The following is a 14,995-nucleotide window of genomic DNA, read 5'->3' as shown; positions in this document are numbered from 1 at the left end:
CTGGAGTATGGATCAAGTTGTCGATTTTATTAAACAAATTATTTTTATCGTAAGGGTAAAAAATGGATATCGATTTATTGAAGACTTTTGTTGAAGTGGTTCGTACGCGCCATTTCGGTAAAGCAGCTGAAAATTTATATATTACACAGTCTGCGGTGAGTTTTCGGATCCGACAATTAGAGCAAGGTTTAGGCGTTAACTTATTTATTCGTCAACGAAACAACATACAGTTAACGGCGCCGGGTGAGCGACTACTGCCACACGCACAAATGATCATTACGGGTATGCAGCGCGCAAAAGTTGATGTGGCACTTGCAGATAATATGCATAAGCAAATTAGCTTAGCGGGAACACCTAATATTTGGGATGCATTTTTACAGTTTGGTATTACTAATATTGTTTCTGCTATGCCGGGTGTGTCGTTAGTTGCTGAAGTTAAAGCACAGCAAGAGAGTACTCGCTTATTATTGGAACGTACATTAGATTTGGCGGTGTTGTTCGATCCCCCTAAAGTAGATGAACTGGTTGTACAGCGAATTTGTGAGCTACCTATTATTCCTGTGAGCGCCTTTGAAACTGCAAATAGTGAAAACTTTTTCGATAACCAATATGTTTATGTCGACTGGGGTACCACCTTTTCTTTATGGCATGCTCGTGAGTTTAACGGCCACGCTCCTCCTTATTTCAGAACCAGTACAGGTCGTATTGCGCTTGATTTAATTTTGAAATGCGGTGGTAGCGCGTTTATTCCTCAGTTATTAGTTGAAGAGCAGCTTGAATCTGGTGAGCTGTATCATGTTGAAGATGTTGCGCATACTTCGCGTGATGTGTTTGTTGCTTACCACAGAGATAATGAGCAAATCCCTTTATTAGAGAAGTTAGTGACCTTATTAACTGAACTACAAATAAAAGCTTAAAATTAATTTAATTTAGCTTTCATAAAAAATTAATGCTGCAACAGCAGGTTACGTTTTTATTTCAAAAATAATTACATTTTATGAAGCTAAATTGACGCTTTTATTTCAATTGTCATCTTTCTGTCATTTTTCGCTGTCACACTGCGCGCATCGAAACACACATGTGTTTTTTGTTGCGATTATTGAGGAAACGACATGAAATTTGCAAAGTCTAGCTTATTCCTAGCTTTATTTGGTGGTTTATCTTTTTCTGCATTAGCTGATGTAGATGTATATGGTAAAGCAAACGTGACTGTTCAATCATCAGATGATGGCGAAGGGTCTTTCACTGAAATTAAAAGCAATAACTCACGTTTTGGCTTAAAAGGTTCAGAAAAAATTTCTGAAGGCTTAGAAGCTGTTTATAAATTTGAGTTTGGTGTAGACGTATCTGACGCTGATTCTAAAGGCGACAATGACGATAACATCACTGCACGTAACCAATACGTGGGTGTTAAAGGTAGCTTTGGTCAAGTTGTTATCGGTCGTAACGATACAGCAATGAAGCAGTCTCAAGGTAAAGTTGATTTATTCAATGACCTTGAAGGTGATATTAAGAACGCATTTAAAGGTGAAAACCGTTTAGGCGACACAATTTCTTATGCTTCTAAAGACTTCAGTGGCTTCAAAGTACTAGCAACTTATGTAGCTGAAGATGATGTAGACGCTGATAACGGTTACTCAGTAGCGCTAACTTACGGCGATGCAAAACTTAAAGAAAGCAAACTTTATGCATCAGTTGCAGCTGACAGCGAAGTAAAAGGCTACGACATTGTTCGTGCAACAGTACAAGGTAAACTAGGTGACTTCAAACTAGGTGCTATGTACCAAACACAAGAAAAAGTGGATGGTAGTGCAGAAGCTGATGGTTACTTAGTAAATGCTGCTTACCAAATGAATAGCAACACGTTCAAAGTACAGTACCAAGTAATTGACTTTGATGAAGGCGATAAGAAAACAGCTATCTCTGCAGGTGTTGATCACAAGCTTAGCAAAAACACCAAAGTATTTGGTTTCTACTCAACGTTTGATACAGACAATCAAGTTGACCAAGACTACCTAGGTGTTGGTATTGAATACAAGTTCTAATCCAACCTTTGGATAACTCCCTAACTTGTCAGCCCAGCTAATTAGCTGGGCTTTTTTTGTGTTAGTAGAAAATTTCTAGCCTAGTTAGACTTGCGATTAAGCTTGTGCGTAGTTTGATTTGCCAGCAAGCCAACGTTGAATCAATTTATCGGTAAGCTCTGGGTAGTCGTTCAAAATTTTGAAGGCAATGGGCCTTACATGATCGAGTGTTTGTTTATCGCGGTTAAGATCGGCAATTTTAAACTCAGCTAGGCCTGTTTGTTTGGTACCAAGTACTTCACCAGGGCCACGAATTTCGAGATCTCGCTCAGCGATAACAAAGCCATCATTACTTTCACGCAGTACTCCTAAGCGCTTTTGCGCTGTGGCTGATAATGGCGCATGATAAAGTAAAACACAGTGTGATGCCGTAGCCCCACGACCAACACGGCCGCGTAGCTGGTGGAGTTGTGCAAGGCCTAACCGTTCAGGGTTTTCAATAATGATAAGGCTGGCATTAGGCACATCAACACCTACTTCAATCACGGTTGTGGCAACGAGTACATGAATATTGCCCGCTTTAAACTCACTCATAATGGCTTGCTTTTCGGCGGCTTTCATCCGGCCATGCACTAAGCCAACCTTTAACTCTGGCAATGCCGCTTTTAATTGCTCTGCGCTATCTTCAGCTGCTTGGCATTGCAGTACTTCAGATTCATCAATCAGAGTGCAAACCCAATACACTTGACGACCTTGCTCTGTACACGCTGTTCTCACACGTTGAATGATTTCGTCTCGACGTGCATCAGGAATAGCCACCGTTGTAATAGGCGTTCTACCGGGTGGTAACTCATCAATCACTGAGGTTTCTAAGTCAGCGTAGGCTGTCATTGCTAGCGTTCGCGGGATAGGTGTTGCTGTCATCACTAATTGATGCGGATAACAGTCACCAAAGCGGCCTTTTTCGCGCAGTGATAAGCGCTGATGAACACCAAAGCGGTGTTGCTCATCAATAATAATTAAAACGAGATTATTAAACTCAACCTGCTCTTGGAATAACGCATGGGTGCCAACAATCATTTGTGCTTCCCCAGAGGCGATTTTTTCTAAAGTTACTGTGCGCTCTTTACCTTTACTTTTGCCACCTAACCAAGCGACTTCAACACCGAGTTGATTAAACCATTGGCTAAAGTTGATGCCATGTTGCTCTGATAGAATCTCTGTTGGTGCCATTAGCGCTACTTGATAGCCTTCGCTGATAGCGGTGAGCGCACTGAGTGCTGCTACTAAGGTTTTACCAGAGCCTACATCGCCTTGTACGAGGCGCATCATCGGAAACGGGTGTTGTAAGTCACCTTTGATTTCTGCCACCACACGACTTTGTGCGTTGGTTGGGCTAAAGGCTAAATTAGCTAAAAACTGCTGCTCAAGTTGATTATGAGGCTTTAATGATACCGCTTTTACCGTTTGCCCTTTTTGACGTAGCTTTAAAAGACTTAAGTTTTGCGCAAGCAGCTCTTCAAACACTAGCCGTTGCTGGGCAGGGTGCATACCTTGTTCAAGGGCAGTTAAATCAACATCGTTTTGTGGACGATGTAAGGTCATAAGTGCATCGGCTAAACGCATTCCGGTCGGTTGAAACTGTTCTGGCAGTAACTCTTCGACAGGGTATTTAGTTAACAGTGCAAGTGCTTGATCGCTAAGTGCACGAATAGATAACTGTTTTAGCCCTTCGGTAACAGGATAAACCGGCGTAAGCGTGGTGTTCGTTGGTTGCTCAGAAGGGGTATCCGATAAGCTGTATTCCGGATGTGTCATTTCAAAGCCAACACGACCACGGCGGATCTCACCAAAGCAGCGAATGATTTTACCTGTACTTAAGGCATTTTTTTGAGCTGCGCTAAAGTTAAAAAACCTGAGCGTTAAACGGCCCGTGCCATCATTTACTTGGCAAACTAGCATGCGCCTTTTTCCAAAAGTAATTTGGCTGGTTTCAATGGTGGCTTCAACACTAACATGGCTATGCGGTTGGAGTTCGCTGATTGGGTGAATGCGGGTGCGGTCTTCATAGCGGTGAGGCAAATGAAACAGCATGTCTTGCACCGTATGAATATTTAGCTTAGCAAGGCGCTCGGCCATTTTCGGGCCGACGCCTTTTAATTCTGTAATTGGGTATAACGCTAAGCTTGGATGACTCAAAGGTGACTCAAATTATTAATTAGTAGACTGTTTTTCAGTTTACTTGCACTCGTTAGTGGCTTCAAGCGGTTGCGTGTGTTTTAAAATGTTCCAGAACGTTTCATCAGCAACAATTTCACCACTTTCATCAAGTTCAGGGTAAGGTAGCTCTTTTTCGCGACATTGTTCAGCAATAATAGGGTGACAGCCTTCAAACAAGATACGGTGCTTAATTTTCGCATCAAGCATATCGCGGTTGTAAAGTCCGGCTTCTTCACGTTGGCGCTGCGCTTCAAATAGAATAAGTGCCGCAGCAACAGATACATTAAGAGATTGCACCATTCCTTGCATTGGGATAATGATATTTTTATCAGCATGGGCGAGGGCGCGCGGTGAAATACCATCACGTTCTTGGCCAACAATAACAGCTGTCGGTTTGGTGTAATCAATTTCACGAAAGTCGACAGCATCGTCGCTGAGATGAGTTGCTAAAATTTGTACTTCAGGATTTTGCGCACGCATCATGGCAACAGCTTCATCGATATTGCGATGCAAGTGAGTTTCTAGCCAGTTTTTACTACCACCTGAGGTATTGTTAGTTAACCATTTTTGATTCTCTGGCCATACAGCATGAACATGATGACAGCCTGTCGCGTCAGCTGTGCGGGCAATGGCTGATAAATTATGATGCTTATGTACTTCTTCTAAACAAACCGTTAGGTCCGTTTGGCGGCGGTCTAACACGCGCTTAACACGCTCAAAGCGAGTTGTATCCATAGTTGTGTGCTCGTTGACGGATTCTAATTGGCACTGATTATACCCTAGGGAACAACAGCACGGCTAATTGGGTTTTGTAATGAGATCAGCGTTTCTGTTGATTGAATAGCTTCTATGGCTTGTATTTTGTTAATTAACACATCTTGTAGGTGATCAATTGAGCGCGCCATCACTTTGATAAATATACTGTAATTACCTGTGGTGTAATAGGCTTCGACAACTTCTTCTAGTTCTTTTAAATGCAGTAAAGTTTGTGGGTAATCACGTGCATTGTTGAGGTTAATACCAATAAAACAGCAAACATCGTAACCAAGCTGTTTGGCATCAATACTGACTTGGGTGCCTGTAATAATTCCCGCTTGTTTCATCTTTTCGACCCGTACATGAATAGTCCCGGCACTTACTGCAAAGCGTTTAGCGAGTTCTGCATACGCTGTTCGCGCATTTTCCATTAAAGCATTAAGGATGTTTTTATCGAGATTATCGATTTGATAATTTTCCATGGTATTTATTAGTGTTAATTATTGAATCAATAAATTTTATAGCATTATTTTTATGAAAATTTCAATGCTAAGTTCTTTTTGTTGCGGGTTATTGAAAATTATCTTTGTTTGGTTGAGGATTGTTTTAATAGGAGGGGCCAAGCAGCGGGTTTCTCTAATTAAGCAAGTAACAATAACTGGGAATGAGGCCAATTATTATGAGTTCACACTACCTGCAGCAACAGCTGCAAATTAGTAAAGTAAAACAGTTTTTTTCAAGCCAATTAGAACAACAATTAGGGTTAGTTGAAGTACAAGCGCCGATCTTGGCAAAAGTAGGCGATGGTATTCAAGATAACTTAAGCGGTACTGAAAATGCTGTATCGGTAGCAGTGAAAACAATTCCGGGTAGCCAATTTGAAGTAGTCCACTCTTTAGCTAAGTGGAAACGCAAGACCTTGGCTGATTACGATTTTTCGGTAGGTGAGGGGCTCTATACGCACATGAAGGCGCTTCGTCCTGATGAAGAATCTTTAAGCCCAATTCACTCGGTATATGTTGATCAATGGGACTGGGAAAAAGTGATTTGCGAGAGCACTGAACGTACCTTAGACAAGCTAAAAGAAACCGTGACATCACTTTATCAGGCGATTAAAGCAACCGAACGCTTTGTCGCAAGCGAGTTTGATTTAACGCCGTTTTTGCCCGAGCAAATCACCTTTGTACACAGTGAACAGCTACGTCAGATGTATCCTGACTTTACAGCGAAACAACGTGAAAAAGCGATTGCACAAGAGTACGGTGCCGTATTTTTAATTGGTATAGGCGGCACACTTGCAGATGGCAAAATTCATGACGTACGAGCTCCGGATTATGACGATTGGTCAACACAAACCTGTAGTAAATTTGCAGGCTTAAACGGTGATATTTTAGTTTGGAACCCTGTGCTTGAAGATGCATTTGAAATCTCTTCAATGGGCATTCGTGTAAGCCCTGATGCATTAGCTACTCAATTAGCAATTACAGGCGACCAAGCTCGCCTAGAGTTTGATTGGCATAAACAGCTACTGGCGAAAAAGTTTCCGCAAACAATAGGTGGTGGAATAGGCCAATCACGACTCGCTATGTTGCTGTTACAAAAACAGCATATCGGGCAAGTACAAGTTGGTGTTTGGCCTGAGCAGCTAAAACAGCAAGTGGAAGGAATTCTTTAAAGAGTAATGACCCTGGTAAAAAGAGGCTTTAAGCCTCTTTTTTATTAACTGGTTTTAAACTCTACCTCAACCTTGTTTTCTTCAAGCTTTACCTTACACGGTGGGTATTGGCGGTTAGTGAGTAGAACTTTTTCGAAAATATGAATTTCGACGCCAGAATGCAGTTTTTTATTAACGACTAATTGCGCATCTTCCAGTAAATCATGCAGGTGATGCTCTAGACTTGATAGCTTTTTCTCAAGCATTTCAGCTTGCTCGCAATAGTGCATTTGTGTGGCACCAATCTTTGCGAGTAACTGTTTTTTCTTTTCAGCGTCTTTTACTTGATCTGCTTTTTCGATAGCTTCCTGTAATGTGTCAAGTTGTGAATCTGTTTGTGCTAAATCTTTTAAACACTGATCTGTTTGCGCGGTGACATCACCACCTGAAGCCGCTAAGTGAATAACCATTTTAGCGCCCGATTCATTGCCTATTTCGCCGGCAATTAACATTTGTGCGTCTAAGATCTCTCCGCCAAATAGCTTGCCTTGAGGGTTATCTTCTTGGCCTATTTGCAACAGCTTAGTAGCTTTCATCGTACAATGGCTGGCTTGGCGTTCAATGAGGATATTATTGGCTTCAAGGTAGCAGTATTGACCATGTGATAAGTGAATGTCACCTTGGCTGATAATATTACATGACAGCTTTTTATCTTCGAGCTGGTGACCAATTACACCTTGTTTTATAGTGATATCGCCAGCTGCTGATAAATGGCCAGATTCCACAGTACCCATCACTGTGATATCGCCTTTGGCATTAATACGCATGCCTGGTTCAACGTTATGAGTCACAATAACGCTACCTTCAAAATCTACGTGGCCACTTTTTACGTTTACATCGGCAATAGTAAAAATATCATCGACACGCATACCATTAGCAATATCAACAGGTACACCAGCGATCACAGAAATTAGCTCAAGCGGGTTGTTTTTTGATATTTCGGTGCCTTCACCTGCGACTAGTTTGGTGTTTTCCCCCGGTTTTGCAGGAAGTACATCACCAGTAACAGTAAAGCCTTCTTTGCCAGGAGTTGCAGGAATTTGTTTTATAAGTAATACACCGGGTTCGACACTGGCGAGCTTGCCAAAGTCACGCATATCGGCTGTGCCGTCTTCACGTAGCTTAGGTGTTTTTAAGCGGTCTTTTAAGGTTTCGACCTGTGGTACAAACTTGGATGGTTGGCCATCAATCGGTAAACGGCCTTTTGCGAGCACACCTTTAGCAACTTCACCTGCAGGTAGCTCAAACTGTTGTTGTAATAACTTTTCTAAGAAAGCTTGCTTATAACCGCGGGCGACACCTGCTTTGATAAGCTCTTTTTTAGCATCGTCAAGCGTCATGACTTTGCCACCTTCAGCTAAAGTCAGCTCGCCTGTAGCCAGCATTTTGTCATCACTCAGGGTAACAACTAGGCTCGCATCATGTTTAGAGGCAACAACAAGCATGCGCTCATTTGAATCGCTTTTAAAGAAATTATTGATAGCTTCATGATCCACTCTGCATTCGCAAAATGGTGACTTTTCTAATGCTTCGATAATAAACGCAGCACTAGGAGGCGAGTTTTCATGAACATCTAATAAAACGTTGCCGTTGTGAGCGAGCTTAAACACCTAGAGATCCTTTTTTACTACATTAGCTAAAGGTTTTACTTGTTATAACAACAGAGTGCTAGAGATTTGCTAATGAGTCAAGAATTTCGGGTGAGGGAAGTAAGAACTTTTTCTAAAAAAGTGCCAGCAACTTTGCGTTGCTGGCAGGGCTGATTAGTTTGTTGAAGGTAGCTCCATGATACCGTCAATTTCAACTTGCACCCCTTTTGGTAGCGCACGTACGCCAATTGCGGCACGTGCAGGGTATGGTTGCTTAAAGTACTGGCTCATCACCTCGTTAACAATCGCAAAGTTAGATAAGTCAGTTAAAAAGATATTCACTTTTACCATGTCTTGAATTTGACCACCCGCAGCTTGGCAAACAGCTGTTAGGTTTTTGAATACTTGGTGAGTTTGCTCAGTAAAGTCTTCAGAGATCACTTCCATCGTCTCTGGTACAAGTGGGATTTGACCTGATAAATAAACAGCCGTGCCTACTTTAACTGCTTGGCTGTAAGTACCGATTGCTGCAGGCGCATTATCAGTAGAAATAAAAGATTTGTTCATGATTATCCTTGTTACTTTTTACGATAGACTCTTTGCACATCAGGCATAACGCGAATGCGGCGCATAATATTAGCAACATGAACGCGGTTTTTAACCGTGATGCCTAAATCTATCATGTATAAATTACTTTCTTTTTCGTCAGTCGCTATTTCAACAATGTTGGCTTGGGTTGAGGCAACAACATTGGTTAATTTAGCCAGCGCACCTTGGTGATTGATAATCTCAATACGAAGGGCTGCAATATATTCTTTCTCTGGGTTATCGTCCCATTTTACAACTAAGTATTTTGAACGCTCTTTTTCCCAACCACGAATGTTTTTACATTCTTGGCGGTGAACTGTAAGACCCTTACCTTGGCTGATATAAGCTGTAATAGCATCGCCAGGTACAGGTCGGCAGCATTTAGAGTAATTAACTAACATGCCTTCAGTACCGATGATGGTTGCTTTTGCTTTTTGTGCTAGGTCGTCTAGGTCGTCTGCATCAACTTGCATCAAGCGTTTTGCTATAAGCACACTCATTAGATTGCCTGAGCCTATTTCGACTAATAGCTCAAGTACGGTATTTAGTTCATGCTCTTGAAGTACACGGCGAATGTTTTCATCTGGAATATCATCCAGTTTGGTTTCACCAAGTGCTGAGTCTAGTAAACGTCGACCGAGCAGCATAGCTTCTTCATGCTGTTGGCTCTTCAGGTAATTGCGAATACCTAAACGTGCTTTACCTGTTACAACAAAGTTTAACCAAGTTGCATTAGGGTGCGCTCCAGAGCTGGTAATGATTTCGACTGTTTGCCCTGTATCAAGTGCTTTGCTTAGTGGGTGAGGTTTACGGTTAACGCGTGCACCCACACAGGTATTACCTACATCAGTGTGAACTGCATAAGCAAAGTCGACTGCTGTTGCGCCCATAGGTAGTTCAACGATACGGCCATCAGGGGTGAAAACATAAATCTCTTCAGGGAACAGCTCTGTTTTAACGTTTTCAACAAACTCAAAAGACGAGCCCGCACTTTGCTGAAGCTCCAGTAAGCTTTGCATCCATTGGCGAGCACGTTGTTGTGCTGTGTGGCCTGCGTTATCACCGGCTTTTTTATACATCCAGTGAGCAGCAACCCCTTTATCTGCCATATGATCCATATCGTGGGTACGGATTTGAATCTCAACAGGAATACCGTGAGGACCAACTAATGAGGTATGAAGTGATTGATAACCGTTGGTTTTTGGTACAGCAATATAATCTTTAAAGCGTGTTTCGATTGGTTTGTAAAGGTTATGCGCTACACCTAATACGCGGTAACAGGTATCCATATTATCAACATTGATACGGAACGCGTAGATATCCATCACCTCGTTAAACGACAGCTCTTTATTAAGCATTTTTTTGTAAATGCTATAAAGGTGTTTTTCGCGACCAGATATAGTTGCTTCGATGCCAGACTCTTCTAAACGTGCTTCAAGCTCAGTTTTAATATTGCTGATAACTTCTTTACGATTACCACGTGCTTTGACCACTTCTGATCTTAATGCGCGGTGACGCATCGGGTATAACGCTTGAAAGCCTAAATCTTCTAATTCATTTTTTATATCATGAATACCTAAACGATTCGCAATTGGCGCATAAATCTCTAGGGTTTCACGGGCAATACGGCGGCGTTTATCAGGACGAAGTGCGCCTAGGGTACGCATGTTGTGCGTGCGATCAGCCAGTTTAATTAAGATCACGCGAATATCTTGAGTCATCGCCATGATCATTTTGCGGTAGTTTTCAGCTTGGAATTCTTTTTTATCTTTAAAGCTGAGTTTATCTAGCTTGCTCACCCCTTCAACAAGCTCTGCAACGGTGTCGCCAAAAATTTCAGCTAAGTCTTGTTGGCTGAAGTCAGTGTCTTCAATCACGTCATGCATCAGGGCTGCCATCAGCGTTTCGTGGTCTAAGTGCATGCCAGCAAGTATTTGTGTCACTTCGACAGGGTGGGTGATATAAGGCTCGCCACTTGAGCGAGTTTGGCCCTCGTGGGCTTCGCGAGCGACCACGTATGCTTTTTGTACCAGCTCAATCTCAGCAGGTGGTAAGTATTCGGATATTTTCTTTTTGAGGCCTTCGAATAGATACAAAGTCACACTCCAATGCGCAAATGAAGTAAATCGGTAACGGTATGAATAGAATATACGATGAAAAGAAGGGCTTGCCAACGGCTAGTGTAGAAATACTAGCCGTATAGCTAAATCAAAGCGGGGAGCTTGATTACTGGTTGCCACCTACGATAGCAGCCACAGCAGCCATTTCTGCTGCTTCTTGATGTTGTTGTTCTTCACGATCAATCACGTCCATAGAAGAGCTATCTACTAACCCTTTCTCAATTTCACGTAAAGCAATAACCGTTGGTTTGTCATTTTCAGCATCAACGAGTGGATCTTTACCACCAACCGCGATTTGGCGGGCACGACGAGCCGCAACTAAAATTAAGTCAAAACGATTACCAATTGCATCTACTGCATCTTCAACAGTTACGCGAGCCATCTTAGCACTCCAAATAAATTCTTAAGCAAAGGCGTAGTTTACTGTACCAAGTTAAATTCGCCAATAGCTTGTGGTTAATTTTTATCTTATTCTTAAAAAAGTATTACTTAAGTAAGTTCTCTAATAACGCCTGATGGCGCACAGTTTGGCTTTTTAACGATAAACGTTTAGCCATAACGATAGTTTCGATTTCTGAAAGTGCAGTATCAAAATCATCGTTAACAACAACATAATCATACTCATTATAGTGTGATGTTTCTGATTGTGCTTTTGCCATTCTCCCTGCGATTATCTCAGCAGAGTCTTGACCACGGTTATTTAAGCGTGATTCAAGTTCTTCTTTTGATGGTGGAAGAATAAAGATAGTCTCAACATCATCAACTAATTTGCGGATTTGCTGAGCACCTTGCCAATCGATATCTAAAAATACGTCAATACCTGCTGCAAGTTGGCTTTCAATTGCTTGCTTAGACGTACCATAGTAGTTATCAAACACTTGCGCCCATTCAAAAAAGTCATTTTTCTCAATTAGCGCTTTGAACTCATCCACAGAAACAAAATGATAGTGCACACCGTTTTCTTCACCCGGACGAGGTGAGCGAGTGGTGTGCGAAACCGATACCTTCATATCGCTGTGCTTCTCTAATAAAGCACCAATTAAGCTTGATTTACCAGCCCCTGATGGAGCTGACAAGATAAATAAATTTCCGCGAGTTTGCGCCATGATCTGTCTCTAATAAAAAATAAACAGGCTCGGACTATCGCTAATCCAAGCCTTTAATTGAACTATTGTACTTTATTTCGCTAAAAGTGCTCAAGTTTGCCTGCATTTAGACTTTTTAAAACAAAAGACCCAGCAGGTGCTGGGTCTTATAAAAATGTTGTAAAACGCACTTATTCAATATTCTGAATTTGTTCGCGCATTTGCTCGATTAACACTTTTAGCTCTACCGCAGCGTTTGTGATATCACTGTTGATAGACTTTGATGCTAATGTGTTTGCTTCACGGTTAAACTCTTGCATCATAAAGTCTAGGCGTCGGCCACATGCGCCGCCTTTAGTTAAGATTTTTTTGGTTTCTTTAACATGCGACTTTAAGCGGTCAAGTTCTTCAGCAACATCTTGTTTTTGCGCAAGGTAAATAAGTTCTTGCTCGAGGCGAGACTCATCGATGTCTGTTTTTAGTTCTTCTAGCTTTTGGTTTAGTTTTTCGCGCTGCCATTTAGCAATTTCTGGCAAGTGGCCTTCAACAATGGTTACTTGCTCTAAAATAGCATCAAGGCGAGTTGCAATCATTTCTTGTAAGTTTGCGCCTTCATCGCCGCGAGCTTGTTTAAAATCTTCAATTACTTGGTCAAACCCTGCAATTAGCGCAGTGTTTACGCTATCCATATCGAGCTCTTCGGCTTCCATAACGCCAGGCCAACGTAAAATATCAACAGGGTTGATGTCACCATTGCTTTGGTTTTGCACCCATTGTGCGCTTTTTATTAATTGCTCCGCGAGTGATTCGTTAATCGTTAACTCACCAACATGCGCTGGATTTGCAGCAAACTTTAAGAAAACTTCAACCTTACCGCGTTGTAAATGTTTACGTAAACGCTCACGAATAACTGGTTCCATGCCACGAAATTGCTCAGGTGCGCGGATAAAAGTTTCAAGGTAACGTTGGTTTACTGAACGAATTTCCCAAGTGCCAGTGCCCCATTCGCCTTTAATTTCGCGGCGCGCATAAGCTGTCATGCTGTGGATCATGGATGATTTCCTAGTGTTATTAAATTTACAAAGTTGACTGATTATACCGAATCAGCTTTTAACCTCTAGCGTAAATTTTCTGAAATGTGCTTTTCTGATGTAGTTAATTATGTAAATGAACATGGCATCTGGCATCACATCGACTTATAATGTGGCAAATTCAGAATTAAGGGGATCGTTAATGCGTCCAAGCGAAAGAACACCTAATCAAATTAGACCGGTTACATTTACACGTAATTACACTATGCATGCTGAAGGTTCAGTATTAGTAGAGTTTGGAAATACTAAAGTTTTGTGTACAGCAACTGTTGAAGCTGGTGTACCACGCTTTATGAAAGGCCAAGGTAAAGGTTGGGTTACGGCTGAATACGGTATGTTACCTCGTTCAACACATACTCGTAATGGCCGTGAAGCATCGCGCGGTAAGCAGGGCGGTCGTACTATGGAAATTCAACGCTTAATCGCACGTGCACTTCGTGCCGCGGTTGATTTAAAGGCGTTAGGTGAAAACACCATTACTATCGATTGTGATGTTATTCAAGCTGATGGCGGTACACGTACAGCATCAATCAGTGGCGCGTGCGTTGCATTAGTTGATGCGCTTACTTACATGCGTAGTAAAGGTATGATCAATTCAAACCCACTTAAGCATATGATTGCGGCAATTTCAGTTGGTGTATATAAAGGTCAACCAATTAGTGACCTTGAGTACCTAGAAGATTCTGAAGCCGAAACAGATATGAACGTGATCTTGACCGAAACTGGCAAAATCATCGAAATTCAAGGTACAGCTGAAGGCGAACCTTTCTCATTCGACGAACTTGATGAGCTACTTACATTAGCTAAGCACTCAATTCGTGAAATTATCGACGTTCAAAAGCAAGCATTAGCTTAATAAAGAAGTAGGTTTATTAGTTATGAAAGATTATCAAAAAGAGTTTATTGAATTCGCACTTGAAAAGCAGGTGCTTAAATTTGGTGAGTTTACTTTAAAGTCTGGCCGCACTAGCCCTTATTTCTTCAACGCTGGTTTATTTAATACCGGTCGTGACCTTGCACGCTTAGGTCGCTTTTATGCAGCAGCACTTGAAGATGCGGGTATTGATTACGATGTATTATTTGGCCCTGCTTATAAAGGTATTCCAATCGCAACGACTACAGCAGTTGCTTTAGCTGATCATCACGACAAAGATGTACCTTACTGTTTTAACCGTAAAGAGAAAAAAGCACACGGTGAAGGTGGTACATTAGTAGGTTCTGAACTTAAAGGTAAGATCATGTTAGTTGATGACGTGATCACTGCAGGTACAGCTATTCGTGAGTCTATGGAAATCATTGCAGATAATGGTGCAGACTTAAGTGGTGTTTTAATTGCACTTGACCGCCAAGAGAAAGGTAAAGCTGAGTTATCTGCTATTCAAGAAGTCGAGCGTGACTTTGGCACTAAAGTTATCTCGATTGTAAAACTAGCTGACTTAATTAGTTACCTAGAAGCCAAAGGTACAATGGATGAGCATTTAGCTGCAGTAAAAGCATACCGTGATCAATACGGCATTGCTTAACACCTAAAAACGCGAACAATTTAAAGGCCCAGCTATATTGCTGGGCTTTTTTGTTTTTAGAGTATTGTACTTTTATGGCCTTAAATACGGTTAAAAAGTTACTGAAGCGTTAATAAAGTTTCTCTTTTGTGGTGTTTAGACTAAAAAGGATACAAAAGGCAGTTTTTTTAATGTTTTCTCAAAAAAGTGCTTGCGTTAATTCGCTGCATCCCTATAATGCGCATCCACCGACACGGCGGACTGCTTACAAAAAAGCAAAACGACGAGTTGGTTGAGTCAAGTAAG

At 41.6% G+C, this 14,995-nt stretch carries 14 protein-coding genes; 5 read left to right on the top strand and 9 right to left on the bottom strand.

Annotated elements, in window-relative coordinates; genetic code table 11:
* Positions 1 to 62: 62 nt before the first annotated feature.
* Together MTF66_RS36320 and MTF66_RS36315 are read left to right on the top strand one after the other, a co-directional pair.
* On the top strand, positions 63 to 917 hold the full coding sequence (locus tag MTF66_RS36320; protein WP_058583786.1) for a LysR family transcriptional regulator: 855 nt from the start codon (positions 63 to 65) through the stop codon (positions 915 to 917).
* Between the two features lie 195 nt (positions 918 to 1,112).
* Positions 1,113 to 2,045 carry a porin gene (locus MTF66_RS36315; RefSeq protein ID WP_054563416.1) on the top strand — a complete coding sequence of 311 codons (933 nt, stop codon included), beginning with the start codon at positions 1,113 to 1,115 and terminating at the stop codon, positions 2,043 to 2,045.
* 96 nt (positions 2,046 to 2,141) lie between these two features.
* Here MTF66_RS36315 and recG read toward each other — a convergent pair whose 3' ends face one another.
* Genes recG through asnC form a run of 3 tightly spaced genes read right to left on the bottom strand, consistent with a single transcriptional unit; the run spans position 2,142 to position 5,482 of the window.
* Entirely contained in the window at positions 2,142 to 4,223 is a 2,082-nt protein-coding gene (gene recG, locus MTF66_RS36310; protein ID WP_248530179.1) for an ATP-dependent DNA helicase RecG, read from the bottom strand.
* Positions 4,224 to 4,262: 39 nt separating this feature from the next.
* Positions 4,263 to 4,979 carry a tRNA (guanosine(18)-2'-O)-methyltransferase TrmH gene (trmH, locus tag MTF66_RS36305; protein ID WP_248530178.1) on the bottom strand — a complete coding sequence of 239 codons (717 nt, stop codon included), beginning with the start codon at positions 4,977 to 4,979 and terminating at the stop codon, positions 4,263 to 4,265.
* A 44-nt stretch (positions 4,980 to 5,023) separates the two neighbouring features.
* Positions 5,024 to 5,482 carry a transcriptional regulator AsnC gene (gene asnC / locus MTF66_RS36300; RefSeq protein WP_054554220.1) on the bottom strand — a complete coding sequence of 153 codons (459 nt, stop codon included), beginning with the start codon at positions 5,480 to 5,482 and terminating at the stop codon, positions 5,024 to 5,026.
* Positions 5,483 to 5,679: 197 nt separating this feature from the next.
* On the opposite strand from asnC, the gene asnA reads away from it, so the two are divergent.
* Positions 5,680 to 6,675 (top strand): aspartate--ammonia ligase, encoded by a 996-nt coding sequence (gene asnA, locus MTF66_RS36295; protein ID WP_248530177.1) that lies wholly within the window; start codon positions 5,680 to 5,682, stop codon positions 6,673 to 6,675.
* A 44-nt stretch (positions 6,676 to 6,719) separates the two neighbouring features.
* Here asnA and MTF66_RS36290 read toward each other — a convergent pair whose 3' ends face one another.
* From MTF66_RS36290 to MTF66_RS36265, 6 genes are all read right to left on the bottom strand, one after another.
* Positions 6,720 to 8,324 (bottom strand): FapA family protein, encoded by a 1,605-nt coding sequence (locus MTF66_RS36290; RefSeq protein ID WP_248530176.1) that lies wholly within the window; start codon positions 8,322 to 8,324, stop codon positions 6,720 to 6,722.
* Between the two features lie 153 nt (positions 8,325 to 8,477).
* Positions 8,478 to 8,870: a RidA family protein gene (locus MTF66_RS36285; protein WP_054554223.1), complete on the bottom strand. Its 393-nt coding sequence runs from the start codon at positions 8,868 to 8,870 to the stop codon at positions 8,478 to 8,480.
* Between the two features lie 11 nt (positions 8,871 to 8,881).
* Complete coding sequence (spoT, locus tag MTF66_RS36280) at positions 8,882 to 10,987, bottom strand: bifunctional GTP diphosphokinase/guanosine-3',5'-bis pyrophosphate 3'-pyrophosphohydrolase (protein ID WP_058583783.1); 2,106 nt, start codon at positions 10,985 to 10,987, stop codon at positions 8,882 to 8,884.
* 130 nt (positions 10,988 to 11,117) lie between these two features.
* Positions 11,118 to 11,393, bottom strand: a complete 276-nt coding sequence (rpoZ, locus tag MTF66_RS36275; RefSeq protein ID WP_058583782.1) for a DNA-directed RNA polymerase subunit omega — start codon at positions 11,391 to 11,393, stop codon at positions 11,118 to 11,120.
* 103 nt (positions 11,394 to 11,496) lie between these two features.
* On the bottom strand, positions 11,497 to 12,117 hold the full coding sequence (gene gmk, locus MTF66_RS36270; protein WP_248530175.1) for a guanylate kinase: 621 nt from the start codon (positions 12,115 to 12,117) through the stop codon (positions 11,497 to 11,499).
* Between the two features lie 170 nt (positions 12,118 to 12,287).
* Positions 12,288 to 13,148 (bottom strand): YicC/YloC family endoribonuclease, encoded by an 861-nt coding sequence (locus MTF66_RS36265; protein WP_054563424.1) that lies wholly within the window; start codon positions 13,146 to 13,148, stop codon positions 12,288 to 12,290.
* A 181-nt stretch (positions 13,149 to 13,329) separates the two neighbouring features.
* Here MTF66_RS36265 and rph point away from each other — a divergent pair, with 181 nt between their 5' ends.
* Together rph and pyrE are read left to right on the top strand one after the other, a co-directional pair.
* Positions 13,330 to 14,043 (top strand): ribonuclease PH, encoded by a 714-nt coding sequence (gene rph, locus MTF66_RS36260; protein WP_054554228.1) that lies wholly within the window; start codon positions 13,330 to 13,332, stop codon positions 14,041 to 14,043.
* Between the two features lie 22 nt (positions 14,044 to 14,065).
* On the top strand, positions 14,066 to 14,710 hold the full coding sequence (gene pyrE / locus MTF66_RS36255; RefSeq protein WP_054554229.1) for an orotate phosphoribosyltransferase: 645 nt from the start codon (positions 14,066 to 14,068) through the stop codon (positions 14,708 to 14,710).
* The last annotated feature ends 285 nt before the right edge of the window (positions 14,711 to 14,995 follow it).

This window comes from Pseudoalteromonas sp. 2CM39R (genome assembly GCF_023161845.1).
This window is presented reverse-complemented; position numbering and strand designations above follow the sequence as displayed.

Coding starts and splice junctions, on each gene's coding strand:
- MTF66_RS36320 (WP_058583786.1), top strand. CDS start 63: ATGGATATCGATTTATTGAAGACTTTTGTTGAAGTGGTTCGTACGCGC.
- MTF66_RS36315 (WP_054563416.1), top strand. CDS start 1,113: ATGAAATTTGCAAAGTCTAGCTTATTCCTAGCTTTATTTGGTGGTTTA.
- trmH (WP_248530178.1), bottom strand. CDS start 4,979: ATGGATACAACTCGCTTTGAGCGTGTTAAGCGCGTGTTAGACCGCCGC.
- asnC (WP_054554220.1), bottom strand. CDS start 5,482: ATGGAAAATTATCAAATCGATAATCTCGATAAAAACATCCTTAATGCT.
- asnA (WP_248530177.1), top strand. CDS start 5,680: ATGAGTTCACACTACCTGCAGCAACAGCTGCAAATTAGTAAAGTAAAA.
- MTF66_RS36285 (WP_054554223.1), bottom strand. CDS start 8,870: ATGAACAAATCTTTTATTTCTACTGATAATGCGCCTGCAGCAATCGGT.
- rpoZ (WP_058583782.1), bottom strand. CDS start 11,393: ATGGCTCGCGTAACTGTTGAAGATGCAGTAGATGCAATTGGTAATCGT.
- gmk (WP_248530175.1), bottom strand. CDS start 12,117: ATGGCGCAAACTCGCGGAAATTTATTTATCTTGTCAGCTCCATCAGGG.
- MTF66_RS36265 (WP_054563424.1), bottom strand. CDS start 13,148: ATGATCCACAGCATGACAGCTTATGCGCGCCGCGAAATTAAAGGCGAA.
- rph (WP_054554228.1), top strand. CDS start 13,330: ATGCGTCCAAGCGAAAGAACACCTAATCAAATTAGACCGGTTACATTT.
- pyrE (WP_054554229.1), top strand. CDS start 14,066: ATGAAAGATTATCAAAAAGAGTTTATTGAATTCGCACTTGAAAAGCAG.